This is a genomic window from Bradyrhizobium sp. NBAIM08, from assembly GCF_020193935.1.
In the GTDB taxonomy this organism is placed as follows: domain Bacteria; phylum Pseudomonadota; class Alphaproteobacteria; order Rhizobiales; family Xanthobacteraceae; genus Bradyrhizobium; species Bradyrhizobium yuanmingense.
In genome coordinates this window covers 124685-151533 of record NZ_JADYVR010000007.1, presented here as the reverse complement: position 1 = coordinate 151533, position 26849 = coordinate 124685, and the positions used below count along the sequence as shown (strand labels likewise).

Here is a 26849-nt window from a genome sequence, read left to right as displayed (position 1 = left end):
TGGACTGCTATTACACCAAAATCTAGATTACGACTTCGCCCATTCGCCCTTGCGGAAGACGGGCACCTTGCTGCCGTCGGCCAAGATGCCGTCGATGTCGGTCTCGGCCGAGCCGATCATCCAATCAATATGGATCAGGCTCTGGTTGCCGCCTTGCGCCGCGATCTGCTGCGGCGTGAGCTGGGCACCGTTGACGAAGCATTTCGAATAGCACTGGCCGAGCGCGATGTGCGAGGCCGCGTTCTCGTCGAACAGCGTGTTGTAGAACAACAGCCCGCTCTGCGAGATCGGCGAGGAATGCGGCACCAAGGCCACCTCGCCGAGGCGCCGCGCGCCCTCGTCGGTATCGAGCACCTTGTTCAGCACCTCGGCGCCGCGCGAGGCCTTGGCGTCGACGATCTTGCCGTCCTCGAACCGCACCGCGATGTTGTCGATCAGCGTGCCCTGATAGGACAGCGGCTTCGAGCTCACGACGTGGCCGTAGACGCGGCGGCAATGCGGCGTGGTGAAGACCTCTTCGGTCGGGATATTTGCGTTGCAGCTGATGCCGTTCTTGGACAGCGAGGCGCCGCCTTCCCATTCGTGGCCGTCGGCAAGGCCGATGGTGAGATCGGTGCCGGGACCCGAGTACTGAAGCGCACGGAAACGCTGGCCGTTGAGCCAGTTGGTGCGCTCGCGCAGCACCGCATTGTGGCTCGCCCAATTGCTAATCGCGTCCTCGCGATCGACACGGGACGCGGCGAAAATCGCGTCTGCGAGCTTGCCGACCGCGATGTCCTCGGGATCGTTCGGGAACACCAGCTTCGCCCAGGACGCGCTCGGATAGGCGATGATATTCCAGTTGGTGTCGAAATTGACGATCTTCTCCAGCGCAGGCTGATAGGCCATCGAATTGGCCTTGCTGGCGCGCGCCACCTTGGAAGGATCCTCGCCGGACAGCAACATCGGGTTGTCGCCGACGATGGCAAGCCGTGCAGTGTTGTCGGAGAACGCCTTGGCCATGCCCTCGTAGAGCCAGCCGGCGGCACGATCGAAACTGTTGTCGTGGCCGTGGCGGTAGCGCGCCAGCGTCATCTCCTCGTCCGACAGGATCGGCGTCACGAGGCCGGCGCCGGCCTTGTAGGCATGCACGGCGATCCGCCGCACCAGCGGCAGCGCGATCGCGGGCGCCGTCAGAAGCAGATCCTGTCCCGGCCGCAAGCCCAGGCCCACTTTCACCGCCACCTCGGCCAGTCGGTCGAGCTTCGCCGGATCGATGGGAGTGGAAGGATTGCGTTGATCAGTCATGCCGGGCCCTCTGCCGAAAGTCGCTCACACAATTTAAGTCTAGCATCGCGGGGCACAAGTATGCGAGCGTCTTGCGCCCTTGGAAAGATACGCAGTTTCACGCATTTTGGTTTTCAACGCGTTGCCGATGCCAGCACCCGGTCGACCATGGCGGGCGCAAGGCCGAGGTAATTTTTCGGTGAAGTGAGCGCCTCGATTGTGGCACGATCGATGTGGCTCGATATCCGTGAATCTGCGGATAGCGCGTCAGCAAGGGTCATTCCCTTCTCGTTGGCCTGACGGCAGGCGTCATAGACGACGTCGTGCGCCTCCTGCCGGCCGATCTGCGGGGCGAGGCCCATCATGACCGCTTCGGCCACAATCAGGCCGCGGCTGATGGCAAGATTGTCGTTCATCTTCGCCTCGTCCACGATGAGGCCCGCAAGCGCGAACTTCGCCTGGTGCAGCGCGCCGGCGGCCAGCACGAAGCTTTCGGGAATCGCCATCCATTCCGCGTGCCAGGGGCCGGTGGCACGCTCGAAATCCTGCACCATGGCGTCGAGCATCAGGCCGGCGTGCTGGCGCACCGCCTTGGAGGCCGCAAGCATCAGCTCCGAGGAGATCGGGTTGCGCTTCTGCGGCATGGTCGAGGAGGCGCCGCGCCCCTTGACGAAGGGCTCGTAGACCTCGGCGAACTCGGTCGAGGCCATGATCATGATGTCGAGCGCGATCTTGCCGAGAGAGCCGGTGACGAGAGCAAGGAAGTTCACGGCTTCGGCGAAGCCGTCGCGCGCGACGTGCCAGGTCGAGGCGGGAACGCCGAGCTTCAGCTCGTTGCAGAGCGCCTCCTGCACCTCGAACCCCCTGTCGCCGAGCGAAGCCAGCGTACCGGCCGCGCCGGCGAACTGACCGACCAGCACGCGCGGCTTCAGCTGCGCCAGCCGCTCGGCGTGGCGGTCGAACATCGCGAGCCAGATCGCGCTCTTGTAGCCGAAGGTCACCGGCAGCGCCTGTTGCAGATGGGTGCGGCCCGCCATCGCCGTGTCGCGATGGCGCTTCGACAGATCGGCGAGGATCTTGCGCAGCTCGGCGATGTCACGTTCGACGATCTCGAGCGCGGCGCGCAGTTGCAGCACCACGGCGGTGTCCATAATGTCCTGCGTGGTGGCGCCCCAATGCACGTAGCGGCCCGCCTCGCCGCATTGCTTCACCATTTGATGCACCAAAGGCAGGATCGGGTAGCCGACGACATCGGTCTCCTGCCTGAGCAGATCGAAGTCGAGCGCGCCGATGTCGGTCCGCGCCGCGATCGCTGCGGCCGCCTCTTGTGGGATCACACCGCACTTCGCCTCCGCCGTCGCCAGCGCCACCTCGACCTCGGCATAGCGTGCGACCGTCGCGACGTCCGAGAACACCTCGCGCATCTCAGGCGTACCGAAGGCGTCGCGAAACAGCAGGGAGTCGATCACAGTGCTGGCGGCAGGGAAAGCAGGCATGGGCGATTCTTTATGATTGGTGTTTTGTGTGGGCGACAGCTTACGCAGGCTGCGCAGCTCGGCAATGGACATTCGCAGTTTCGCCACACATTCGTCCTGCCCGGCAAGCGCGCGCCCATTGCCCGTTATCTTGGGTGCCGGAGCGAAGCGGAGGCCTCGGAGGCTGCTTCACAGCCTGCGTCCCGCACCTCAACATGACGGGATGATTGCGGTGGGAGATCTCGGCGGCCCCGACCGCAACATTCTAGTCGCGGATGTATTCCCCCGGAAAACCACATGGCTGCCATCACGCGATTGCGATGAACCAAACGCCCCTTTCGGCAGACACACGATCTTTCGACCCAAATTTCATTTTGTTTGTTTGCCCGATTTCGCAATGAGGCCCGAGTTTTCGACGTGCAGTTTCTGTTCCGGGACCACCTTCTCGATACCGACCGGCGCGAGCTGAGCCGCGAGCAGGTTCCCATTGCCGTGGAGCCGCAGGTATTCGACCTCGTCGTCCACCTCATGCAGAACCGCGACCGGGTCGTCAGCAAGGACGAGCTGATCGACAAGATCTGGCACGGGCGCAGCGTCTCCGAATCCACCCTGACCAGCCGGATCAACGCGGCGCGCAAGGCGATCGGCGACGATGGCGCGAGCCAGTCGCTGATCCGTACCATCACCCGCAAGGGTTTTCGCTTCGTCGGCGACGTCCAGACACAAATCGGCGCGGTCGCGCCGGAGCCGGTCCGGATCGCCCCGTCCCAGGCCACCTTCGCGCTGCCGGAGCGGCCCGCGATCGCTGTGCTGCCCTTCACCAATATGAGCGGCGAGGTCCAGCAGGATTATTTCTCCGACGGTATCAGCGAGGACATCATCACGGCGCTGTCGAAGCTGCGCTGGTTCTTCGTCATCGCGCGCAACTCCTCCTTCGTCTACAAGGGCCGCGCCGTGCACATCCACGAGGTCGCGCGGGAGCTCGGGGTGCGCTACGTGGTCGAGGGCAGCGTGCGGCGGAGCGGCGAACGGGTGCGCATCTCGGCCCAGCTCAACGACGTCTCGACCGGCAGCCATCTCTGGGCCGAACGCTACGACCGGGAGCTCGCCGACATCTTCGCCGTGCAGGACGAGATCACGGAAGCGATCGTCGCCGCCATCGAGCCGCAGCTCTATGCTGCCGAAAGCTTCCGGGCCCAACAGAAGCCGCCGGGCAGCCTGGATGCATGGGACCTCGTGATGCGCGCGTTGTCGCATTATTGGCGCATCACCCGCGAGGACAATGCCGCCGCGCAGAAGTTGCTGGAAGAAGCGGTCGCGGTCGATCCCGCCTATGGCAAGGCGCTCGGCCTGCTCGCCACCAGCCATATCTTCGGCGCGCATATGGGCTGGGCCGACATGGCTGCCACCATGCCGGTCGCCGAGCGTGCGGCGCTCGCGGCGGTGGAGGCCGACCGCGAGGATGCCTGGGCCCATCACGGCCTTGCTTACACCTACCTGTTCCGCCGCCGCTTCGACGACGCGCTGGCTGAATTCGAGCTGGCCTTGCGGCTCAATCCGAATTTCGCGATGGCGCATGCCTTCCACGGCGTGACGCTGTGCTATGCCGGACGTTGGCAGGACGGCGATGCCGCCGCCCGCCGCGCGCTGCGGCTGAGCCCGCGCGACCCGCTCGCGGCGATCTATTGCGGGGTTGCGGCCTATGCCCGGTTCGTCGGCCGCGACTACGCGGGCGCCGTGCAGATGGCTCGGGAATCGATGCGCCAGCGCGGGGATTTCGTCGGCGCCCACCGCGTGCTGACGGCCGCCGCCGGCATGCTCGGCGATCCCGCCCTCGCGGCATCCGCCCTGGAAGGCCTGCGCCGCTCCCAGCCCGAGGTCTCGCTGGCCTGGATCACGCGCGAGCTGCCGATGCTGCGGGAAGAGGATCGTACGCACTATCTCGAGGGGTTGCGGCGCGCCGGAATGACGTGACGGTCGCTGGCGCGACCGCTCCGCTTGATCCCCGTGTCAGGTGCTAATCGTCGTCAGGCCCGAACAGCCTGATCTGCGGGAAGCCGCTGCGCGACCGCCCCGCGTGATCGCGCGCATCGGAATCCTCGCGGATGTTGCGCGCGACGTCATCCCAATCGGTGCGGTCGCGCAGGCCGCGCGGCTCGCGGGCCTCGTAATAATAGCGGCGCTCGGCCCAGCGCTCGCGACGCTCGGCTCGGCGCCGTTCGGACGCGGCGCGCTTCACATCGGAATCCCTCGCCTTGGCATAGGCGTTATTCGGTGAGGACGACGGCTCGGTCGAGGCCTGCTGCTCGGCAGGCCTTGCGGCCTGTGGCGCAGCGGCGGACTTCGGCGGCTCGACTGCAGCGGCTTGCGAGGGTTGCGGCGCCGGTGCGACATTCGCCTGCGTGGTTGGCGTGTCGGGTTTTACGGGTTCAGGCTTTGCTTCGGCCTGTGCGGGCGCGGCGATCATCGCACCGAAGGCTTGTGAGCCGGAGAGATAGTTCACGCGCTCGGAGGGAGCGTTGGTGCTGGCCGGCGTGGGAGTTGCCGCGCGCTGCGCCATCTTGCTGGTGTCCGGCCCCTGCTTGGACGCAACCGGATTCATGATGTTGCCGGCAACGATGCCGCCACCGAGACCAATGGCGATGGCCGCGACGATGGTTCCGGCACCGACAAAATAGGCTGTCGAGGCGCGCATTCATCCACTCCCTCTTTCGGAGCGGGCAACGCGTGGGGATTGCCAGATGTTCCTGATAAGCCGCGGCTCCTCGACGAGGAACCGCGTGCGTCAGATCTGCTGCGCGACCTTCTCAAGCCCGATGAGGCGAGCGAGCTTGCGCACTTCTTCCTTCTGGTCGTCGCGAAGCTGGAACAACAGCGGCATCGCGGCCGACTTCAGCTGCTGCACCTCGTCGCAATTCGGATCGATCTGTGCGCTGGGCGGTGCATTCGGATTCGACAGCCTGTTCGCCTGGATCTTGCGCGCGACGTTGCGCAGCGCGGTCTCGACCGAGGGCCAGTAATATTCCTGAGACGAGGAGAGTTTCAGGCGATCCCTGATGCCTGCGATCTGCACGTCGGACAGCAGCGAGTAGGATTTTTGCGGCTGCGGCTTGGCGACGACTTTCGGCTTGGCCGGAACTTCGACGGCCGGAACCTCGGTCGCGGCGGGCGCCTCGTGCGCGCTCGGCTTCGGCATCGGAAAATCGGAGGGGGTGGCGGCGGCGAAGGCCTGACGCAGCGGCTCGGTCAGGACCGGTGCCTGCGCCAGCTTGTCGGCGGCAACCTGGACCGGCTCAATCGCGGCCGAGGCCAGCGCGAGCGTCGGAACCAGACGGTCGGCCTTGGCGGCGCGGTTGGTTGCGAGCGGCTTGGCTGGGGGCGTCTCGGCGATCATCGCGGCGCTGACGCTGGGAACGCTGTCGCGGCCGAGGATGGCGGTGGTGGCGGCGCCGAGGACGAGGAAACAGGTCAGCGCGACGATGGTGATGGCTTTGGACAAACGTCTCTCCGCGTCCGACTTCAAGTCCACGTGATCACTGCCCGGAAACTGGGCGATAATTAAGGCTGAACCGTGCTATTGCGGCGGCAATCGCGCGGACTAAGGCGACATCGCCCGGAAACCCCCAACGAAATCAGGCTGCTGCCGCAAGGTCATAGGCATCCTGGATGTCGGCGACGATCTCCGAGGCTTCCCAGACCGCGCGCGGCTCGACCGATTGCAGCGTCACCGTCCAATTGCCGCCGCGGCGGGTCCGGGGGATGCTGACGATGTCAAACCGGACGTTGCGGCACAGCGGGTGGCGGGCCAGCGCATGGGCGACGCGGACGCGGATCTCGTCCAGGGTCGCGGCCGTTTTGCCGTTGAGATAATTGAAGTCCATCGCCTGTCCCTCTCGTCCTGATTGGCGGCCACAAGAGGGATTCTTGGCTGGCGATGGTTAATCCGCCGTTAAGTGGGATGGGCCGGAGGCATGCGGGATTAACCCTGCCCGATCCCCTGTGGGAGAGGCGACGACGCTACCGCCCACCCGCTTCCCGATATTCGGCGATGGTCTGCGCAACGAGATCCTCGACCGCGAGCACATCGGTGACACCCGAGGTCGAATGCCCGCCGCTCCAGATATCGCGCCAGCGCTTGGGGCGGCTGTCGCGGGCGGCGACGTCGATATCCTCAGTGATATTGATCGCGCCGCGCGCCGGCAGATTGTCGGGATCGAGCCCGGCGGCCGCGATCGATGGCCTCAGCATGCTGGTCTGCAAGCCCGTGAACGCGGTGGTGAGCAAGATGTCGTCGGCGCTGCTCTCGACCAGCATCTGCTTGTGACGCTCGTCCGCCATGCTCTCACGCGTCGCGATGAACTTCGTGCCCATATAGGCGAGATCGCAGCCGAGCACTTCGGCGGCACGCAGCGCGCGACCGTCGCTAATTCCGCCCGCGAGCACGATGATGCCGTCGTAGAATGCGCGCACCGCACGGACGAAGGCGAACGGGTTGAGCCAGCCGGTCTGGCCGCCAGCACCGGCAGTGAGCAGGACCAGCCCGTCCGCCCCCGCTTCCGCGGCGCGTTCGGCATGGCGGATCGAGGCCACGTCCGCCAGCACCAGCGCGCCGGCGTCGTGCAGCGGCTTCAAGACTGGCGCCGGCGAGCCGACCGACGTAATGACGATCTCCGGCTTGTGCCGCAGCAGCACGGCGAGATCCTGCTCCAGCCGCGCATTGGAGCGGTGGACGATCAAGTTCGGGCAAAGTGGCGCTGCCTTTCGCCCGGTTTGATCTTCATGCTGCCGCAGCCGCAGCTTGATTTCGGTCAGCCATTCATCGAGCTGTTCCGCGCCACGGCAATTCGCGGTGGGAAAGCTGCCGATCACCCCGTTGCGGCAGGCTGCAACCATGAGCTCGACGCCCGATACCAGAAACATCGGCGCCGCGATCAGCGGCAGAGCAAGACGATCGCGGAAGCGTTGCAGTCGATCTGATGGCATGCATGCCTCCCTCGCGCGGGCTTTGTGGTTTCCTCCCGCAGTCTCTGTGCTAGCGTCGTCAGCAACATTGGCACGCCATAAGCCGGTGACAAAGCAACGAGGAAACATATGCCTGATCCGCTCCACGCATCATCCCCGGCTTGTGCGCAGACGCTACGGGCGCTGTCGCGCTATCCCGACCGCATTGCTTTCGCCTGGCCCGAGGGATCGCTGAGCTATCGGGGTGCCATCGACCTGATCGGACGGATCCAGGGCGTGTTCATGCGGCTCGGCTTGGAGCCCGGCGCCCGCGTAGCCTTCCTCACCGCGAACCGCGCCGACAGCTGGTGCGCCGGCGTCGCCGCCCAATTGGCCCGCCTCTGCATCACCTGGCTCCACCCTCTGGGCTCGCTGGAGGACCAGCTGTTTCAGCTCGAGGATTCCGAAGCCGAGATGCTGGTGGTGGATGCGGCCGCCTTCCGCGACCGCGGCGGCGAGCTCGCCGCGAAGGCCGGCCGGCTCAAGGCGGTCTTCAACATGGGACCGGCCGGCTACGGCGTCGATCTGCTGGCGGCGGTCGAGAGTGCGGGGCACGCCAGCGCACAGTGCCTCGCCGGCTCCGACGATCTCGCCACACTGAACTACACCGGCGGCACCACCGGAAAATCCAAGGGCGCGCTGCGCTATCACCGCGAAAATGCCGGCGCCGCCGGCGCGATCCTGGCCGACTTCGAGATTCCCGAGGCTGCGCGCTACCTCACGGTCGCGCCGATCAGCCATGTCGCGGGCACGAAGGTGCTGCCGACCCTGATGCGCGGCGGCACCGTGCACATGCTGAAAGGCTTCGATCCCGAAGCCGTGCTGTCAACGATCGCACGCGAGCGCATCAACTTCACGCTGTTCGTTCCGACCATGATCTATGTGCTGCTCGATCAGCCCGCGCTCGGCAAGACCGACCTCTCCTCGCTCGAGCTCGTGCTCTATGGCGCCTCCGCGATGTCGCCGAGCCGACTGCTGGAGGGCATCGAACGCATCGGCCCTGTGTTCTCGCAGCTCTACGGGCAGACCGAATGCTATCCCGTCTCGGTGCTGCGCAAGGCCGACCACGATCCCCAGCGGCCGGAGCTGTTCCTGTCCTGCGGCTTCCCGATCGCGGCCTGCGAGGTCAAGATCCTCGACGACAACGACCAGGAGGTGAAGACGGGCGAGGCCGGCGAGATCTGCGTGCGCGCGCCGCATGTGATGGCGGAGTACTGGAAGCGGCCCGATATCACCGCCGAGACGCTGAAGAACGGCTGGGTCCACACCGGCGACATCGCACGTCAGGACGAGCGCGGCTACATGTTCATCCTCGACCGCAAGAAGGACATGATCGTCACAGGCGGCTTCAACATCTTCCCCCGCGAGGTCGAGGACGTCCTGTCGCAGCACGCGGACGTGGCGATGGTCGCGGTCGTCGGCATTCCCGACGAGAAATGGGGCGAAGCCGTCACCGCCATCGTCGTCCCGCGCGAAGGGACGAACCCCAATCCGGACGAGCTGATCAACCTGGTCAAGACCCGGAAGGGCTCGGCGCATGCGCCCAAGCAGATCCAGTTCGTCAAGCAGTTGCCGATGACCGGCGTCGGCAAGGTCGACAAGAAGGTGCTGCGCGCGGGCTTTTGGAGCGGGCGAGACCGGATGGTGGGGTAAATACTCCGGAATTCTACGGTGTCGCTGTTGCTTCGGCACCACAGCCCGCAACGGAGTCTGCGACGGCGATGCCCGCGCAATTGCCGGCGAATCAGGGAATCAACTAGACCGCTGACGGGGCTGGGAAGCGGAGAGTGAAATGAGAGTCGCTTCCCTGGAAAGTGCAGTCGCCGCGATCACGTTGATCACGGCCATCATCGTGGTGCTGTGGGGGATCAAGATCTTCTACGGTGTGTGAACTGGCAGGATGCCCTGGTCGAACACGACCTTGCATCCCTTCCGCGGCGGCGGAAGTCTGCCGTTCAATCCCGCGATGCGCGAGATAGCTCTCACACGATCGGTGTCATCGCCCGGCTGATCGCACATAGCGCCTCTCACCGCTTCTCGATCACGAGGCTCTGCACCGCGCGGCCGAAATAGCCCTGGCGGTCGGCGAGGCGTGACATCGCAAGGCCCGCGCCGTCGGGGCCGATCCAGGAATCGCCGTCGAGCAAAATCCACTCGCCGACCGGCTGGCGCGCAAAGCTCACGGTGAGGTCGGCGTTGATGTAGGTCCAGGCGCGGAAATCGAGCGTCGAGGCGGTGCCGTTGGAGAAGTCGGCGGCGACCACGGCGCGCATCGCCTGCGAGACGGCCTCGCCTTCGATCAGCGGATGGTCGACACGAAACCAGATCGCGCCGGCGCCGGCCTGGCCGAAGCGGCCGCGCGCGGCGCGCATCGAGACCGATCGCACGAACGGGCTGGTGGCGGCGTGACCGTCCTCGACCAATGAATCCTCCGGCGACGGCAACGTGACCGGAAGTTCCTCGACCTCGTCGGGCAGCGTCAGCGCCTGGCGCCTGATCTTGAGCACGGTGGCGCCGACCACCTGCACGCCGTCGGCGAGCAGCTTGATCCCGCAGAGCTGGATCTTGCGGCCCTCGCGCAAGATTTCGGTGGCGATCGTGAGCGGCGCCACCGGTACCGGGCGCATCAGATCGATGGTCACGCGCGCGACATCCATCGGCACCGCCGCAGGGATGCGCTCAGCCGCCCATGTCACCAGCGATGCCGGTGCCGAGCCGTGCTGCATGCGCCGGTCCCAGGGGCCGGCTGCATCGGGGCTGGTGACGACGTCGTTGCCGTCGACGCGGTAAATGGGGGGCATGCAGCACTCGATCTGGGTGCGATCACAACGGCGGATCGATCGCTTCGTCGTATTCCTTCTTGAAGCGCGCGATCAGCTCGGCCGCCGGCACGACCTTGTCGATGCTGCCGATGCCCTGGCCGCTTCCCCAGATCTCCTTCCAGGCCTTCGGCTTGGCGCGCTCGCCGGAGGCGTCGGTGCCGAAGTTCATCTTGGAGGGATCGGACGTCGGCAGATTTTCGGGGTCCATGCCCGCCGCCAGGATCGAGGGCTTCAGATAATTGCCGTGCACGCCGGTGAAGAGATTGGAATAGACGATGTCGTCGGCGCTCGAGCCCGCGATCATCTCCTTGTACTTCTCGACCGCATTGGCCTCCTTGGTCGCGATGAAGGCCGAACCGATATAGGCGAAGTCGGCCCCCAGGATGCGCGCGGCGCGGATCGCCTTGCCGTTGCCGATCGCACCCGACAGCGCGATCGGACCGCCGAACCATTTTCGTGTCTCGGCCACGAAGGCCAGCGGCGAGATGGTGCCGGCATGGCCGCCGGCGCCGGCCGCGACCAGGATCAGGCCGTCGGCGCCCTTCTCGATCGCCTTGTGCGCGAATTTCTGGTTGATCACGTCGTGGAAGACGATGCCGCCCCAGCCGTGCACGGCCTGGTTCAGCTCCTCGCGGGCGCCGAGCGACGAGATGATCATCGGCACCTTGTACTTGGCGCAGAGCTGCATGTCGTGGTCGAGCCGGTTGTTCGACTTGTGCACGATCTGGTTGACCGCGAACGGCGCCGACGGCCTGTCGGGATGGGCGCGGTCATAGGCCGCGAGCTCTTCGGTGATCCGCGCCAGCCATTCGTCCAGCAGCTCCGGCGGCCGCGCATTCAGCGCCGGAAACGAGCCGACCACACCCGCCTTGCACTGCGCGATCACGAGATCGGGCACCGAGATGATGAAGAGCGGCGAGCCGATCACGGGGATCGACAGGCGGCCCTTGAACAAGGCAGGCATGGACATTGCGGTACGATCCTCTCAGCCGGTCAAATTGAAGTTGGGAGCCATACCAACAAGGCAATCTTTCCACTGTCAAGTATTGCGTTTTGGCGCCGCAGCGGAGGCCATTGCCGCAATTCCAAGCAGCGGAATTCCTTCACCCCTTATTCCGGGGCGAGGCGGAGCATCGAGCTATGATGCGCGATTGCGCATCAGAGAATCCATCGGGCGTCAGCACGCGTGGCGAAATGGATTCCGGGCTCGCGCTTCGCGCGCCCGGAATGACAGCGACCGCCTACCCGATCAAATCCGGGTTGATCAGCCGCTCGAACGAGAACATCTCGTCCCACTTCTCCTGCGTCAGCAGCTTGCGTTCGGTCACGACGATCTGGTGCAGCGACTTGCCACTCTTGTAGCCTTCGCGCGCGATCTCGGCGCATTGCTTGTAGCCGAGCAGCGGCTTCAGCACCGTGACGATGCCGAGCGAGTTCAGCACCATGTTGCGGGTGTGCTCCTCGTTGGCGGTGATGCCGACGACGCAATTCTCGCGCAGGCTGTTGACCGCGCGCTCCATGGTGCGGATCGAGAAGAACAGCGCGAACGAGATCACCGGCTCCATCACGTTGAGCTGGAGCTGGCCGGCGCTTGCCGCCAGCGTCACCGTGGTATCGAGGCCGATGACGAGGAAGCTGGTCTGGTTGACGACTTCGGGAATGACCGGATTGACCTTGCCGGGCATGATCGAGGAGCCCGGCTGAAGCTGCGGCAGGTTGATCTCGTTCAAGCCCGCGCGCGGACCGGAAGCGAGCAGACGGATGTCGTTGCAGATTTTCGTCAGCTTGCTGGCCGTGCGCTTGAGAACGCCGGAGAGCTGCACATAGGCGCCGGTGTCCGAGGTCGCCTCGACGAGATCGCCGGCGAGGATGAAATCGACGCCTGTGAGCGCGCTGAGGTGCCGGACGGCGAGCTTGGGATAACCGACCGCCGCCGTGACGGAGGTGCCGATCGCGGTGGCGCCGAGATTGATCTCGCGCAGCAGCGCGCGCGCTTCCGAGATGCGGTCGACCTCCTCGCCGATCGTGGTGCCCCAGCCCCGGAATTCCGCGCCGAGCGACATCGGCACCGCGTCCTGCAGATGCGTGCGGCCCATCTTCAGCACCCGCTCGAACTCGCGTCCCTTGGCGAAGAAGGCTTCCTGGAGCTGACGCAACGCCGTCATGTAGCTCTCGAGCCGCAGGATCAGGGCCAGCCGAAAGGCGGTCGGATAGGTGTCGTTGGTGGACTGGCCGTAATTGACGTGATCGTTCGGACTGACGTGCTGGTAGTCGCCCTTGGCAAAGCCGAGCGATTCCAGCGCGAGGTTCGCGATCACCTCGTTGGCGTTCATGTTGGTCGACGTGCCGGCACCGCCCTGGATGAAATCGGTGACGAACTGATCCATCATGTCGCCCGCGATGACGCGGTCGCAGCCGAGGATGATGGCGTCCGCGACCTTGGCGTCGATCGCGCCGAGGTCGCGATTGGCCATCGCGGCGGCCTTCTTGACGTAACCGAGCGCCTTCACGAAGTAAGGCTCCTGGTTCATCGGAATGCCGGTGATGTGGAAGTTCTCCTTACCCCGGATGGTCTGGACGCCGTAATAGATGTCGTCGGCGATCTCACGCTGTCCGAGGAAGTCCTGCTCCGTGCGGCTCATGGGCGCTCCTTGGTTCTCGCGCGCCGGCCTTCAGTTCTGGCACAGCGCGCTAGTCACGAAAGTGTCGGTGCGGCAGTCGTCCGGTTTACGTTGCCGGCCCGGGATCAGGACCTTGGCCGAGCATTTTTCCGCGGAGTCGGCGTTCAGGCTCTTGCCTTCCTTGTAGCCCTTGCCCTGGCAGAGCTGGTCGGCCGCCTGCTTGCAGTCGGGCGCGCCGTTCGCAGAGACCGGGCAGATCACGCGCCCCGACACCATGGTCGAAGGCTTGGCCAGCCGCGACAGGTCGTCCATGGTTTCACTGGGGCTTTTGATCGGCGGCAGGATCGAAGGCAGCTTGTCGAACAGCTTGCCCATTTCGTTGATCAGCCCGGGATTCTCCTCGCGCGCCGGCGGCGCCGAGGGAGCGGGCGTCGATGGCGACGGGCCGGCCTGCGCTCCCTGCTGCTGAAGGCCGAGCGCCGGCGGGGCGGATTGCGGCCGGGCCGTCCCTCCGGCAGCGAGCAGCAGCAGCAGCGCTGTCGACATCAGCGTCCCATGCCGTGCCGCCGGATTGCCGGATCGAACCATCATGACGACAACCGTAGCCGAAGCCGGCGCGGCGGCAAAGCGCCGCGGCTCTAGATCAGCTTGATGGCGATAACGAAGCCGAGCACCAGCACGATCGCGCCGAGCGCGACCCACAATCCGAGATGCCGCTCGATCCTGACCCGGATCCAGTCACCGTAGCGGTTGAGCAGGATCGCGACGACGAAGAAGCGTCCGCCGCGCGCGACGATCGAGCACAGGACGAACAGGAGGATGTTGTAACCGGCAAAGCCCGAGGTGATGGTGACGAGCTTGTAGGGGATCGGCGTCAGTCCTTTGAGCAGGATGATGACCGCACCCCATTCCGCATAGGAGGCGCGGAAGGCGTCAACCTTGTCGGCGAGGCCGTAGACCTGGATCAGCCACTGGCCGACCGAGTCGAACAGCAGCGCGCCGATGGCGTAGCCGACGACGCCGCCGAGCACCGAGGTCACGGTGCAGATCGCGGCATAGAACCAGGCGCGCTGCGGCCGCGCCAGGGACATCGGAATCAGCATCACATCCGGCGGGACCGGAAAGAAGGAGCTTTCGGCGAAGGACACGATGCCCATGATCCAGAGCGCATAGGGCTTGTGGGCGGCGTCGATGCACCAGTCGTACATTCGTTTCAGCATGGCGCCGCGATGAAGCACCATGGGACGGATTTGTCCATCGCCAGTTTTTGAGCGATTTGTGACGTTTCTAGTGGCGCTTGCGCGCGGCACGGCCGTCGAGCGCGACAATAGGCCGCCGCGAGGCTATGCGCGGTGACGCGACTTTGGGCAATTTCGGCGGCGACTTCGGCAGTTTCTCGGCAATTCCGAGCATGTCCTCCCGCCGCGTCATTTCCCGCCAGACGTCCTCGGGGCGCACTCCGGCCGCAGCCCACAGCACGGTGAGATTGTAGAGCAGGTCGGCGCTTTCCCGGATCACGGCCTCGCTATCGCCATTGACCGCATCGATGACGACTTCGATGGCCTCTTCGGCGAGCTTCTTTGCCATTTTTGAGGGCCCACGCTGAAACAGCCGGGCCGTGCGCGATGTTGCCGGATCAAGGTCTCTGGCCGCGAGCACAGCCAGATATAGCCGCTCAAGCGAATCACTCATGGTACGCAAAACTACTCGAAACAAATGGCCGGCGTGTTAACACGCGGCAATGTAAGCAAAAAACAGGCCGCCGCGGCAAGCGCGACGGCCTGTTCGTCGATCAGAATGGCCGATCCGTCAATAGCAGCTGTAGCCGGAATAGCCGTGGGCGCAGGGGTTCTTGTAGCCGCCATAGGTGTAGCGGCGGCCCGAGTCGTAATAATAAGAACCATAGCCGGGGCCGCTGTAATAGGCCGGGCCGCCCTCGTAATAGTAAACCGGACCCGGATCATAGGCGTAGGCATTGCGGCTGGCTGCGATCGCGAGGCCGGTCGCGGCGAGGCCGAACATCGCGGCAGCAGCGGCGCCGCCACCACCGCCATGCCAATGACGACCGCCCGCGTAAGAGGCGGTGGGTGCAGCGGCAGTCAGGGCCACCATGGCGGCCGTGGCCAGAACGGCCTTGCGGCCGACGAACTTCGAAAGGCTGTCAAACATGATCTGGACCCTCCTTGGGACCTCGGATTGTGCCTGACGACAGGCTGATGTCAGTCAAACACTCACCACCTAAGTAGGTTCCCCAACCCCAACACAAGCTGAACGGGGTTGCGTAACGATGCCGCAAGCCCGCTCATCCGCCGTTCATGTTCGCGCGCGCACGTTCGTCGCGGGCCGGCGCTTGCCAAGCGTCACGAAACCATAACATTGCGGGGCCGGCGCGACCGATGTCCGGATTCAAGACGATCGCCCTTCAATACCTTTTGGCCCTTGCAATCGCGTTCACCGCATCGACGGTGCGCGAATGCATTGCGGCCGAGAGCGGCACTCCCTCGACCGCCATCCATTTCACCTTCGACCGTCCTATCGATGCGAGCATGGCGCCATTCTTCCTTGCGGCGAAGGACGGCAGGTTCGGCGCCGAGCATCTCAACGTGTCGTTCAACAGCGCGAGCGGATCGCCAGAGGCGCTCGCACGGCTCGCCAAAGGCGACAGCGAGCTCGCGCTCGTCGACATCAACGAGCTGATACGCTTTCGTGACAAGGACGACGCGGCGCCGGTCAAGGCCGTGTTCGTGCTGTTCGACCGCGCGCCTTACGCGATCGTCGCGCGCAAAAGCCGCGGCATCCGTCTCCTGCCCGACCTCGACGGCAAGACCGTCGGCGTTGCCGACGGCGATCTGTCGATGCGGCTGTGGCCGGCGCTGGCGCAGCAGAACGGCATCAAGGCATCGCACGTCAAATTCCACAAGATCAGTGCCGCGGTGCGCGAGCCGATCCTGTCCGCAGGACAGGTCGATGCCGTCGCCGGGTTCAGCTATCTCTCGGCGGTGAACCTGCGTGATCGCGGCGTACCCGAAGCCGATCTCGTCGTGCTGCGCTATGCGGACTACGGCTGTGAGGCCTACGGCTTTGCCGTGGTCGCCAACACCGCCTTCGCCGCAGCGAAGCCGGATGCCGTGAAAGGCTTCGTCCGCGCCTTGATCGCGGGCATCACCGCGACGGCCAGGGAGCCGGCGCGTGCGGCGGAGGAGGCCGCGAGCCGCATCGAGGACGGCGACCGCAATTTGGAGCTGAAGCGCCTGCATGCGGTCCTTGCCGACAATATCCTGACCGACGAGGTCAAGCGCTACGGCCTCGGCGGCGTCGAGCCGGCGCGCCTGGAACGTTCGATCGATCAGATCGCGCGGGACTTCAAATTCCGCAAAAGGCCGACGGCTCGCGACGTCTTCGACGGCCAGTTCCTGCCGCCGCGGGCAGAGCGGCTGATCAACTGAGCAAAACTGAAAGCTTGCGCTGTATCTCGCGGCGGTCCCTGCTTAGAATGTGGGCTCCCTCGTCGCCGAGTCCCTCGCCCACATGTCCATCCTCCGTCTCTACACCCGCGTTCTCGAGCTGCTCGGCAAGGAGGCGCGGCTGGGCTGGCTGCTCGCGGTCGCCAACCTCCTGCTGGCGGGATCGCAGTTCGCCGAGCCCGTGCTGTTCGGCCGGATCGTCGACGTGCTCTCGGGCAAGACCGTGGCCGGCTCGAGCTCGGCCTGGCCGTTCCTGGTCGCCTGGGTCGCGTTCGGACTGTTCACCATCGTCTGCAGCGCGCTGGTGGCCTTGCAGGCCGACCGGCTCTCGCATCGCCAGCGCCAGGCGGTGCTGACCGACTATTTCGAGCACATCCTGCAGCTGCCCTTGACCTTCCACTCCGGCACCCATTCCGGCCGGCTGATGAAGGTCATGCTCAACGGCACGGACGCGCTGTGGCGGCTGTGGCTCGGCTTTTTCCGCGAGCATTTTGCCGCGATCCTTTCGGTCCTGGTGCTGCTGCCATTGTCGCTCTACCTGAACTGGCGGCTGGCGATCCTCTTGTTCGTGCTCTGCATCGTCTTCACGGCGCTGACCACCTTCGTGGTGCGCAGGACCTTCGGCATGCAGATGGCGGTCGAGGAGCACTACAGCGAGCTCTCCGCGCGCGCGTCTGATGCGCTCGGCAACGTCGCGCTGGTGCAGAGCTTCGTGCGCGTCGAATCCGAGGTCAAGGGGCTGCGCTCGGTCGCCGACGAGCTGCTGGCCGCGCAGATGCCGGTGTTGTCGTGGTGGGCGCTGGTCACGGTGATCACGCGCGCCTCCACCACCATCACGGTGCTCGCGATCTTCACCCTCGGCATCGCGTTGCACGACCAGGGCCTGACCTCGATCGGCGAGATCGTGATGTTCGTGAGCTTCGCGACGCTGCTGATCCAGAAGCTCGAGCAGGTGGTCAGCTTCATCAACAACGTGTTCATGGAAGCTCCGCGGCTGCGCGAGTTCTTCAATGTGCTCGACGCCGTGCCCGCGGTGCACGACCGGCCCGACGCAATCGATGCCGGCAGGCTGTCGGGCCTCGTCGAGTTCCACGACGTCACGTTCTCCTATGACGGCAAGCGGCCGGCGATCGAGGACCTCACCTTCACCGCGCTGCCGGGCCAGACCATTGCGCTGGTCGGCCCGACCGGAGCCGGCAAGTCCACCGCGATTGCGCTCCTGCACCGAGCCTTCGATCCGCAATCCGGCGTCATCAAGATCGACGGCATGGACGTGCGCGGCGTCACGTTGACCTCGCTGCGGCGGAACATCGGTGTCGTGTTCCAGGAAGCGCTGCTGTTCAACCGCTCGATCGCGGAGAACTTGCGCGTCGGCAAGCCGGATGCGACCGAGGCCGAGATGCGTAAGGCGGCGGAGCGCGCGCAGGCGCTGGAATTCATCGAACGCAGCGGCGGCTTCGAGACCAATGCCGGCGAGCGCGGCCGCATGCTCTCCGGCGGCGAACGGCAGCGGCTCTCGATCGCCCGCGCCCTGCTGAAGGATCCGCCGATCCTGATCCTGGACGAGGCGACCTCCGCGCTCGACGCGGTCACCGAGGTCAAGGTGAACGCCGCTCTCGACGAAGTGATGAGGGGCCGCACCACCTTCGTGATCGCCCATCGCCTCTCCACCATCCGCAACGCCACGCGCATCCTGGTGTTCGAGAATGGGCGGGTGATCGAAACCGGAACTTTCGATGAACTCGTGGCCAAAGGCGGCCATTTTGCCGAGATGGCCAAGGCCCAGTTCATGGTGCAGGAGAACGCACGGGCCAGCGTGACGGCCGCCGAGGCTGCCGCGACAGCTGTCAAATCCCCCTAGCAAGTCCCGAGAGGACCGTCGAAATTCGGCCTACTTCGTTGCGGAATACCGCGCCGATCCCCCTATTCTCGACGCACCAGCCGGTATAGGTTTGCGACGCCGCAAGCGGCGGCGCTGGATTTCAGAACCGACAATCAGATCACGAGAACCGGCCGTATCAGGCGGATCTCCAAGGACCGGAATCGGATAGTGCACGCCCTTCGCCCGCTGCTTCGCAAATCCCTGTTCAACCTGTTCGCTGCGACGCTCGCCTGTGCCGCGATGCTCGCGCCGCGCACGGCGAGCGCCGAAGCGCTCCTGCTGATCGAGGCCGATAGCGGCAAGGTGCTGCAGGCCGAAAACGCGACCCTTCCCTGGTACCCGGCCTCCGTCACCAAGATCATGACCGCCTATGTGACGCTGAAGGCGGTCAAGGACGGCAGGCTGACGCTTGACACGCTGCTCACGGTGTCGCCGACCGCGGCCTCGCAATCGCCATCGAAGATGGGGTTCCGCCCGGGAACCCAAGTCACCGTCGACAACGCGCTGAAGATGATGATGGTCAAGTCGGCGAACGACATGGCCGTGGTGCTCGCCGAAGGCGTCAGCGGCTCGGTCGACGGCTTCTCCGCGGTGATGAACGACACCGCGAGGAAGCTCGGCATGGCGCAGACGAGCTATGTCAATCCAAACGGCCTGCCCGCCGAAGGCCAGATCACCTCTGCGCGCGACCTCGGCATCTTGGCGCGGTCTTTCCTGCGCGACCTGCCGGAATACGAGTACTACATGCATATCCCGGCGATCCGCTTCGGCAAGCGCGTCACCGGCAATTTCAACAAGCTGATCGGCCGCTATCCCGGCGCCGACGGGTTCAAGACCGGCTTCATCTGCGCCTCCGGCTACAACCTCGTCGCCTCGGCCACGCGCAACGGCCGCCGGCTGATCGCGGTGGTGCTCGGTGCAAACTCCGGCACGGCACGCGCGGTGAAGGCGGCGCAGCTGCTGGAGCGTGGCTTCGCTCCGGACAACCTCACCTGGCTGCGCCCCTCGCTCGGCACGGTCGACAATCTCGTGCCGGTCGATGCCACGCCGCCGAACCTGCGCGACGAGATGTGCGGACCCAACCGCAAGCGGCCGGCCAGCGACGACGACGATGCGCTGATTGCGGCCAGTGGCGGCGCGACCGGATCGGGCTCCGCCACCGGCGGCGCGGCCCAGTTCACCTTCTTCACGGCAGGCCTGCAGCCGCCGCTGATGAAAGCTTCCGAGCTGATGGCCTCGGCTGCGGCTCCGACCGAGCCCGTGCTGGTCTATACCGGCCCGACCCGCACCGGCACCGCCCTGATTGCCGCTGTGGCAGCCGATGCCGACCAGCAGGCCGCGTCCAAGCCGCGCGCCAAGAAGCCGCGCGTCGCCAAGAAGCCAGACGCCGCCGACAAGCCGGCCGATAAGCCCAAGGACACCAAGACCGCGGCGGCCAAGCCGGATGCCAAGCCGACTGACGGCAAGGCGGCCAAGCCGGCCACGCCCCAACCGGCCGCAACCAAGCCGGCTGGCGCCAAGCATGCCGCGACCAAGCCGGATGCGGTGGCGAAGCCCGCCGAGAAGCCTTCGGCCGGCGGCGATCAGGCGGCGAAGCCCGCCAAGCCCAAGGCAGCGACGACCCCCGCCGCGACGAAGCCTCCCGCCGCGGCCAAACCGGCCAACAACAGTTAACGCCGCTCTGCACTAAACCGCAGCCCCGCTTCGCACCTGCGGCAGCACCGTTTTGCGACGATTCCAGTAGCGACGGCCCGACCTTTGCCCTAAGCCACGACGGCTTGCCACCCGTTCCGGCAAGCTGGATACTGGCGACAACGAGGCAAGCCCGAGAACAACGGGCCCTGGTCAATGAGGGGAGTCTTCCATGGAGCGCATCTGGCTCAAGCAATATCCGCCCGGCGTGCCTGCCGATATCGAGCCGACGCAATACGCATCGCTGGTCGACCTGCTGGAGGAGAGCTTCACCAAGTTCGCCGACCGCAAGGCATTCATCTGCATGGACAAGTCGATCAGCTATCGCGACCTCGACCAGATGTCGGTCGCGCTTGCCGCCTACTTGCAGGGCCGCGGGCTGCAGCGTGGCGCGCGTATCGCCATCATGATGCCGAACGTGCTGCAATACCCGGTCGCGACGGCCGCCGTGCTGCGCGCCGGTTTCGCGGTGGTCAACGTCAACCCGCTCTATACGCCGCGCGAGCTCGAGCACCAGCTGAAGGATTCGGGCGCCGAAGCGATCATCGTGCTGGAGAACTTCGCCCACACCGTCGAGCAGGTGATCGCGAAGACGCAGGTGAAGCACGTCATCGTCGCCAGCATGGGCGACCTGCTCGGCTTCAAGGGCGTGATCGTCAACCTCGTCGTCCGCCGGGTCAAAAAGATGGTACCGGCCTGGTCGTTGCCGGGCTCGGTCTCCTTCAACGACGCGCTGTCCGCCGGGCGTGGCATGACGTTCAACAAGCCGAAGCTGTCGCCCGGTGACGTCGCCTTCCTGCAATATACCGGCGGCACCACCGGCGTCTCCAAGGGCGCCACGTTGCTTCATCGCAACATCGTGGCCAACGTCTTGCAGAACGATGCCTGGCTGCAGCCGGCGCTCGCTTCGCCGCCGCATGTCGAGCAGCTCATGATCGTCTGCGCGCTGCCGCTCTATCACATCTTCGCGCTGACGGCCTGTTATCTGCTGGCTGTGCGCGCCGGCGGCTGCAACCTGCTGATCCCGAACCCGCGCGACATACCCGGCTTTATCAAGGAGCTGGCGAAATACCAGGTCAACACCTTCCCGGCCGTGAACACGCTCTACAACGCCTTGATGAACCATCCCGACTTCAAGAAGCTCGACTTCTCCAAGCTGAAGATCTCGAACGGCGGCGGCATGGCGGTGCAGCGCCCCGTTGCCGAGCAATGGAAGAACATCACGGGCTGCAGCATCGCCGAGGGCTACGGCCTGTCGGAGACGTCGCCTGTCCTGACCTGCAATCCGCCGACTGCGACCGAGTTCGCCGGCTCGATCGGCATCCCCGTGCCGTCGACTTACATCTCGATCCGGGACGACGAGGGCAACGAGGTCCCGCTCGGCCAGGCGGGCGAGATCTGCGCCAAGGGCCCGCAGGTGATGTCGGGCTACTGGAACAGGCCGGAAGAGACCGCCAAGGTGATGACCGCGGACGGCTATTTCCGCACCGGCGACATCGGCGTGATGGACGAGAAGGGCTATATCAAGATCGTCGACCGCAAGAAGGACATGATCCTGGTCTCCGGCTTCAACGTCTATCCGAACGAGGTCGAGGAAGTCATCGCGAGCCATCCAGGCGTGCTCGAATGCGCCGTGATCGGCATCCCCGATTCCAAGTCGGGCGAAGCGGTGAAGGCCTTCGTGGTGAAGAAGGATCCGAACCTCACGGCGGATGCCGTGATCAAGTTCTGTCACGACCAGCTCACCGGCTACAAGGTGCCCAAGCACGTCGAATTCCGCAATGACCTGCCGAAGACCAATGTCGGCAAGATCCTGCGTCGGCAGCTGCGCGACGAGAAGAAGGCGGAGGCGGCGTAAGGCGCGCCTCCATTCATGGCTGACGCCCGCGACATCACGCCATCAGGCGTTCTCGCCTTCTGGCGAGAGGCCGGGCGCCAACGCTGGTACGAGCGCAGCGATGATTTCGATGCGGAGATACGACGCCGCTTTCTCTCGCTGTGGCAGAAGGCAGCCGCCGGCGAGCTTGCCTCATGGGAGACAAGCGACGACGGCGTGCTGGCACTCGTCATCGTGCTCGACCAGTTTCCCCGCAACATGTTTCGCGGCACGCCGCAGGCCTTTGCCAGCGACGCACAGGCGCGCGACGTCGCCCGCCGCGCCATCGCGCGCGGCGTCGATCGCAGGGTCGATCCCCTCCTGCTGGAATTCCTCTATTTGCCCTTCATGCATTCCGAGCACCTGGCCGACCAGTTGCATTGCGTCGCGCTGTTTCGAAACACCGACAATACCGAAAGCCTGAAATACGCGCGCGACCACGCCGATATCATCGCGCGGTTCGGCCGCTTTCCCCACCGCAACCGTCTCCTCGGCCGCGACACCACCGAGGAGGAGCAGGCCTTCCTCGACGGCGGCGGTTTTGCCGGCTGATGACATCACGGTGAACGGCCGCCATCCTCGCCGCTTCCGCCACTGGCAATATTGTGCAGGCCCGCCGCCCGGTCTAAAAAGCGGGACCGATTTTCAGGGAGAGTGACGATGGCGATCCAGATTGGCGACAAGCTGCCCGAGGCGAAATTCCGCGTGATGACGGCGGAAGGCCCGCAGGTGAAGACCACCGACGACATCTTCAAGGGCAAGAAGGTGGCGCTGTTCGCGGTCCCCGGCGCCTATACCGGCACCTGCCACAAGATGCATCTGCCGAGCATCTTCCTCAACGCCTATGCCATGAAGGACAAGGGTGTCGACACCATCGCCATCGTCTCCGTCAACGACGCCTTCGTCATGAACGCCTGGAAGCGCGACACCGACCAGCGCGACGAGGCCGTCTTCCTCGCCGACGGCAATGCCGACTTCACCAAGGCGATCGGCATGGAGCTGGACGCCTCCGCCAACGGCCTCGGCATCCGCTCCAAGCGCTATTCGATGCTGATCGAGGACGGCGTGGTCAAGAAGCTGAACCTCGAGGCGATGCCCGGCAAGGTCGAGGTCTCCGGCGGCGATACGCTGCTCGGGCAGCTGTGAGGCGCCACCGGTCTTAGCCACACATGACGCTGTCATGCCCCGCGAAGGCGGGGCATCCAGTACGCCGAGGCTTCTCGGTTGAATCAGAAACGTATCGGAGTACTGGATCGCCCGGTCAAGCCGGGCGATGACAGTGGTGAATGAGGCGACGATGGCGCCCCCTACTCCCTCACCCGCTGCTGCAACCGCGCCATGACGATGCCGTCGCGCGCCAGCTGGTCGGCGCGCTCGTTCTCGGGGTGGCCGGCGTGGCCCTTGACCCAGTGCCAGCGGACCTCGTGCTGCTTCAGCGCTGCGTCGAGGCGCTGCCATAGCTCGACATTCTTCACCGGCTTCTTGTCGGCGGTGCGCCAGCCGTTGCGCTTCCAGCCGAAGATCCAGCCGGTGATGCCCTGCCGGACATACTGGCTGTCGGTGTAGAGGTCGACCGTGCACGGCCGCTTCAGCGCTTCGAGCGCCGAAATCGCCGCCATCAATTCCATCTGGTTGTTGGTGGTGTGCGGCTGGCCGCCGTTCAGCTCTTTCTCCTTGTCGCCGAACTTCAGGATCGCGCCCCAGCCGCCCGGCCCGGGATTTCCGGAGCAGGCGCCGTCGGTATAGATCGTGACATTGGGTAGCTCGCTCACGCCACCAGCCCCGACGGCATCAGCCCATAATCGCGCACGCTCGTCACGCTCTGATGGAAGCGCAGCTTGCGGACATACTCGAGCGGATCCTTCGGCTTGACCAGCGCGCCTGCGGGCACGTTGAGCCAGTCGACCAGCCGCGTCAGCAGGAAGCGGATCGCCGCGCCCCGCGCCAGCAGCGGCAGCGCGGCCTCTTCGGCTTCGCTCAGCTTGCGCACCCGGCCATAGGCGTTGAGGAAGGCACGCGCCTTGGTGACGTTGAAGGAATGATCCGGCTCGAAGCACCAGGCGTTGAGGCAGATCGCGACGTCATAGGCCAGCATGTCGTTGCAGGCGAAGGTGAAGTCGATGATCCCCGAGAGCTTGTCGCCGAGGAAAAAGACGTTGTCGTTGAAAAGGTCGGCGTGGATCACGCCTTCGGGCAGGTTGCTCGGCCAGACGCCGCTCGAGAGATAATCAAGTTCGGCGGCAAGAAAATCGCGCAGACCGGGCTGCACCTCGTCGGCGCGGCTTGAAGCTGCGTCGAACAGCGGCCGCCAGCCGGAAACCGAGAGCGCATTGGTGCGCTTGATCGCAAAATTCGCGCCTGCCAGATGCATCTTCGCCAGCCCCTCGCCGACCCCGGCGCAATGGGTCGCGTTCGGCTTGCGCGGCCAGACGCCTTCGAGGAAGGTGATGATCGCTGCGGGCCGGCCTGCCAGCTCGCGCAGCGCCTCGCCGTCTCTTGCCTTCACAGGCAGCGGACAATTGACGCCGTGCTCGGCCAGATGCGTCATCAGCGCGAGAAAGAACGGCAGATCGTTCCTTGCCACGCGCTTTTCGTACAGCGTGAGGATGAACGAGCCTTTGCTTGTGTGCAGCAGGAAGTTGGAATTTTCGACGCCCTCGGCGATGCCCTTGTAGGAGAGCAATTCGCCGAGATCGTATTGCTTCAGGAAATCCGCAAGCTCGTCGGCGGCGACGTCGGTGTAGACCGCCATCAAGGTCTACTCGGCGGCAGCTTCGGGGCGCACCTGACGCGGCAACGGGAAGAACTCGTTCTCTTCCGCGGCCGAGACCGTCTCCACGTGCAGCGTGTAGCGCTCGGCGAAGGCGTCCATGATCTCCTCGACGATCACCTCAGGCGCGGACGCGCCAGCGGTGATGCCAAGGCTCTTGATGTTGCCGAACCTGGTCCAGTCGAGGTCCGCGGCGCGCTGCGCCAGCACCGCGATCTTGCAGCCCTCGCGCTCGGCAACCTCGCGCAGGCGCTGCGAGTTCGACGAGTTGGGAGCACCGACCACGATGAGCGCGTCCACCACCGGCGCCACCTTCTTCACCGCGAGCTGGCGGTTGGTGGTGGCGTAGCAGATGTCTTCCTTGTGCGGCCCGTTGATGTTGGGGAAGCGTTCCTTGAGCAGCGCGACGATCTCCGCGGTGTCGTCGATCGACAGCGTGGTCTGCGTCACGAAGGCGAGGTTGTTGGGGTCCTTCGGCGTGATGGTCTTGGCATCCTCGGCGGTCTCGATCAGGGTCACTGCGCCGGGCGGCAGCTGGCCGAGCGTACCGACTACCTCGGGATGGTGGGAATGGCCGATCAGGAAGATCTCGCGGCCGCGCTTGAAATGGATCGCGGCCTCGCGATGCACCTTGGTCACCAGCGGGCAAGTCGCATCCAGCGAGAACAGGTTGCGGGACTGGGCGTCGGCCGGAACCGATTTCGGTACGCCATGGGCCGAGAACACCACCGGGGCGGTGGTATTCTCGGGGATTTCGGCGAGCTCCTCGACGAAGATGGCGCCCTTCTTCTTCAACCCATCGACGACGTACTTGTTGTGCACAATCTCGTGGCGAACATAGACGGGGGCGCCGTACTTATCGAGCGCCCGTTCCACGGTGTCGATCGCCCGGACCACCCCGGCACAGAAGCCGCGGGGAGAACAAAGCACGATCTTGAGGTCTGGTTTGGCTGACATTGAGCGATCTCGGGACCGAATCACCCGATCGCGTTCTGCCGGGGCGGTCGATGGATGGGAATTTGGCTTAAAACTGTCGGCTTGAACCTTACAGCGGTTCAAAGGGAATTGGGCCCCCTTTCGGGCGGTGTCAAGGCACTATCTATAGCAGAACCATTGCATGGCTACCCCCTCCGGGCTTATATAGCGCGAATTCCCTGTCATCGCTGATGACCACCGGTTTCGCCTCCAGAGGGGTGGGCGAAGCACAAAGGAGATTTGCCATGAGCAACGCACCTCTGATGCCCAAGGCGACCGCCGTTTGGCTGCTCGACAACACCGCGCTGACCTTCGACCAGGTCGCCGATTTCACCAAGATGCATCCCCTCGAGGTGCGTGCCATCGCCGACGGCGACGCCGCCCAGGGCATCAAGGGCATGGATCCCCTCTCCAATGGCCAGCTGACCCGCGAGGAAATCGAGAAGGGCGAGAAGAACCCGGACTACCGGCTCCGCCTCCAGGAGAGCAAGGTGGTGCTGCCGCCCCAGCCCAAGCGCAAGGGCCCGCGTTATACCCCGGTCTCGCGCCGCCATGAGCGCCCGAGCGCCATCCTCTGGCTGCTGCGCAACCATGCGGAGCTCAAGGACGCCCAGATCATGCGCCTGGTCGGCACCACCAAGAGCACGATCGCGAGCGTGCGCGACCGTACCCACTGGAACACCTCGGCGCTGACCCCGATCGACCCGGTCACGCTCGGCCTGTGCTCGCAGATCGAGCTCGATTTCGAGGTGCAGCGCGCGGCGAAGGAGAAGCCGATCGACGCAGCCTATGGCGGCGCCACCCTGCTGCCGGCCTCCGAGACCACCCGCAAGGACGAGTACGAGCCCGCGGAGAAGTCCAGCGACGACCTCAACGTCGACGCCGTGTTTGCCAAGCTGAAGACGCTCGGCGGCAAGAAGCACGAGGACGAGGAGGAGTAATTCCTCCCGTTCATCCACCATCAACGCGAACGCGGCAGGAAAACCTGCCGCGTTTTGTTTGTAC

General features: G+C 65.1%; 25 protein-coding genes. 9 read left to right on the top strand and 16 right to left on the bottom strand.

The features are described 5' to 3' along the window. Nucleotides 1-27: 27 nt before the first annotated feature. Nucleotides 28-1287 carry an aminopeptidase gene (locus I6F37_RS24195; protein ID WP_128264391.1) on the bottom strand — a complete coding sequence of 420 codons (1260 nt, stop codon included), beginning with the start codon at nucleotides 1285-1287 and terminating at the stop codon, nucleotides 28-30. Nucleotides 1288-1400: 113 nt separating this feature from the next. Then, nucleotides 1401-2762 carry a 3-carboxy-cis,cis-muconate cycloisomerase gene (gene pcaB, locus I6F37_RS24190; RefSeq protein ID WP_225152895.1) on the bottom strand — a complete coding sequence of 454 codons (1362 nt, stop codon included), beginning with the start codon at nucleotides 2760-2762 and terminating at the stop codon, nucleotides 1401-1403. A 396-nt stretch (nucleotides 2763-3158) separates the two neighbouring features. On the opposite strand from pcaB, the gene I6F37_RS24185 reads away from it, so the two are divergent. After that, complete coding sequence (locus I6F37_RS24185; protein ID WP_225152893.1) at nucleotides 3159-4715, top strand: winged helix-turn-helix domain-containing protein; 1557 nt, start codon at nucleotides 3159-3161, stop codon at nucleotides 4713-4715. 43 nt (nucleotides 4716-4758) lie between these two features. Here I6F37_RS24185 and I6F37_RS24180 read toward each other — a convergent pair whose 3' ends face one another. The 4 genes from I6F37_RS24180 to I6F37_RS24165 all read right to left on the bottom strand — a co-directional run bounded on the left by I6F37_RS24180 (nucleotide 4759) and on the right by I6F37_RS24165 (nucleotide 7724). Further along, nucleotides 4759-5436 carry a hypothetical protein gene (locus I6F37_RS24180; RefSeq protein ID WP_225152891.1) on the bottom strand — a complete coding sequence of 226 codons (678 nt, stop codon included), beginning with the start codon at nucleotides 5434-5436 and terminating at the stop codon, nucleotides 4759-4761. 90 nt (nucleotides 5437-5526) lie between these two features. Continuing rightward, a complete protein-coding gene (locus I6F37_RS24175; RefSeq protein ID WP_192893067.1) occupies nucleotides 5527-6240 on the bottom strand; it encodes a hypothetical protein in 714 nt (237 codons plus the stop codon). A gap of 133 nt (nucleotides 6241-6373) precedes the next feature. Further along, nucleotides 6374-6622, bottom strand: coding sequence for a hypothetical protein (locus I6F37_RS24170; RefSeq protein WP_035997560.1), 249 nt, complete (start codon nucleotides 6620-6622; stop codon nucleotides 6374-6376). 136 nt (nucleotides 6623-6758) lie between these two features. Next, on the bottom strand, nucleotides 6759-7724 hold the full coding sequence (locus I6F37_RS24165; protein ID WP_192893066.1) for a nitronate monooxygenase family protein: 966 nt from the start codon (nucleotides 7722-7724) through the stop codon (nucleotides 6759-6761). A gap of 108 nt (nucleotides 7725-7832) precedes the next feature. On the opposite strand from I6F37_RS24165, the gene I6F37_RS24160 reads away from it, so the two are divergent. After that, nucleotides 7833-9395, top strand: coding sequence for an AMP-binding protein (locus I6F37_RS24160; RefSeq protein ID WP_225152890.1), 1563 nt, complete (start codon nucleotides 7833-7835; stop codon nucleotides 9393-9395). A gap of 374 nt (nucleotides 9396-9769) precedes the next feature. Here the strand turns inward: I6F37_RS24160 and I6F37_RS24155 are convergent, their stop codons facing one another. The 7 genes from I6F37_RS24155 to I6F37_RS24125 form a co-directional block, all read right to left on the bottom strand. Further along, nucleotides 9770-10543, bottom strand: coding sequence for a thioesterase family protein (locus I6F37_RS24155; RefSeq protein WP_035997551.1), 774 nt, complete (start codon nucleotides 10541-10543; stop codon nucleotides 9770-9772). A 22-nt stretch (nucleotides 10544-10565) separates the two neighbouring features. Beyond that, on the bottom strand, nucleotides 10566-11534 hold the full coding sequence (locus tag I6F37_RS24150; RefSeq protein WP_225111599.1) for a nitronate monooxygenase family protein: 969 nt from the start codon (nucleotides 11532-11534) through the stop codon (nucleotides 10566-10568). 271 nt (nucleotides 11535-11805) lie between these two features. Next, complete coding sequence (locus I6F37_RS24145) at nucleotides 11806-13206, bottom strand: aspartate ammonia-lyase (RefSeq protein ID WP_225111598.1); 1401 nt, start codon at nucleotides 13204-13206, stop codon at nucleotides 11806-11808. A gap of 30 nt (nucleotides 13207-13236) precedes the next feature. After that, nucleotides 13237-13776 carry a hypothetical protein gene (locus tag I6F37_RS24140; RefSeq protein WP_035997543.1) on the bottom strand — a complete coding sequence of 180 codons (540 nt, stop codon included), beginning with the start codon at nucleotides 13774-13776 and terminating at the stop codon, nucleotides 13237-13239. A gap of 47 nt (nucleotides 13777-13823) precedes the next feature. Continuing rightward, entirely contained in the window at nucleotides 13824-14426 is a 603-nt protein-coding gene (locus I6F37_RS24135) for a YqaA family protein (protein ID WP_081492862.1), read from the bottom strand. Between the two features lie 46 nt (nucleotides 14427-14472). Beyond that, on the bottom strand, nucleotides 14473-14877 hold the full coding sequence (gene hisE / locus I6F37_RS24130) for a phosphoribosyl-ATP diphosphatase (RefSeq protein WP_036021238.1): 405 nt from the start codon (nucleotides 14875-14877) through the stop codon (nucleotides 14473-14475). Nucleotides 14878-14994: 117 nt separating this feature from the next. Then, nucleotides 14995-15354, bottom strand: a complete 360-nt coding sequence (locus tag I6F37_RS24125) for a hypothetical protein (protein WP_225111597.1) — start codon at nucleotides 15352-15354, stop codon at nucleotides 14995-14997. Between the two features lie 227 nt (nucleotides 15355-15581). On the opposite strand from I6F37_RS24125, the gene I6F37_RS24120 reads away from it, so the two are divergent. The 6 genes from I6F37_RS24120 (at nucleotide 15582) to I6F37_RS24095 (ending at nucleotide 23245) form a co-directional block, all read left to right on the top strand. After that, nucleotides 15582-16631, top strand: a complete 1050-nt coding sequence (locus I6F37_RS24120) for an ABC transporter substrate-binding protein (protein ID WP_225111596.1) — start codon at nucleotides 15582-15584, stop codon at nucleotides 16629-16631. A gap of 82 nt (nucleotides 16632-16713) precedes the next feature. Beyond that, nucleotides 16714-18510 carry a glucan ABC transporter ATP-binding protein/ permease gene (locus tag I6F37_RS24115; protein ID WP_225152887.1) on the top strand — a complete coding sequence of 599 codons (1797 nt, stop codon included), beginning with the start codon at nucleotides 16714-16716 and terminating at the stop codon, nucleotides 18508-18510. Between the two features lie 189 nt (nucleotides 18511-18699). Further along, nucleotides 18700-20205, top strand: coding sequence for a D-alanyl-D-alanine carboxypeptidase family protein (locus I6F37_RS24110; RefSeq protein WP_074447682.1), 1506 nt, complete (start codon nucleotides 18700-18702; stop codon nucleotides 20203-20205). A gap of 190 nt (nucleotides 20206-20395) precedes the next feature. Then, nucleotides 20396-22081 carry a long-chain fatty acid--CoA ligase gene (locus tag I6F37_RS24105; RefSeq protein ID WP_036021219.1) on the top strand — a complete coding sequence of 562 codons (1686 nt, stop codon included), beginning with the start codon at nucleotides 20396-20398 and terminating at the stop codon, nucleotides 22079-22081. Between the two features lie 15 nt (nucleotides 22082-22096). After that, complete coding sequence (locus tag I6F37_RS24100; RefSeq protein ID WP_036021216.1) at nucleotides 22097-22651, top strand: DUF924 family protein; 555 nt, start codon at nucleotides 22097-22099, stop codon at nucleotides 22649-22651. A 108-nt stretch (nucleotides 22652-22759) separates the two neighbouring features. After that, nucleotides 22760-23245 carry a peroxiredoxin gene (locus I6F37_RS24095; protein ID WP_028180275.1) on the top strand — a complete coding sequence of 162 codons (486 nt, stop codon included), beginning with the start codon at nucleotides 22760-22762 and terminating at the stop codon, nucleotides 23243-23245. A gap of 161 nt (nucleotides 23246-23406) precedes the next feature. Here I6F37_RS24095 and rnhA read toward each other — a convergent pair whose 3' ends face one another. From rnhA to ispH, 3 genes are read right to left on the bottom strand one after another with little or no spacing between them, the layout of a single operon-like run. Continuing rightward, nucleotides 23407-23871, bottom strand: coding sequence for a ribonuclease HI (gene rnhA, locus I6F37_RS24090; protein WP_035997507.1), 465 nt, complete (start codon nucleotides 23869-23871; stop codon nucleotides 23407-23409). Then, nucleotides 23868-24851, bottom strand: coding sequence for a homoserine kinase (locus tag I6F37_RS24085; protein ID WP_035997505.1), 984 nt, complete (start codon nucleotides 24849-24851; stop codon nucleotides 23868-23870). Before I6F37_RS24085 ends, rnhA begins: the two co-directional genes overlap by 4 nt. A gap of 6 nt (nucleotides 24852-24857) precedes the next feature. Further along, entirely contained in the window at nucleotides 24858-25826 is a 969-nt protein-coding gene (ispH, locus tag I6F37_RS24080; protein WP_036021214.1) for a 4-hydroxy-3-methylbut-2-enyl diphosphate reductase, read from the bottom strand. Between the two features lie 263 nt (nucleotides 25827-26089). Between ispH and I6F37_RS24075 the strand changes: the two genes are divergently transcribed. Further along, nucleotides 26090-26785 (top strand): DUF1013 domain-containing protein, encoded by a 696-nt coding sequence (locus I6F37_RS24075; protein WP_035997500.1) that lies wholly within the window; start codon nucleotides 26090-26092, stop codon nucleotides 26783-26785. The last annotated feature ends 64 nt before the right edge of the window (nucleotides 26786-26849 follow it).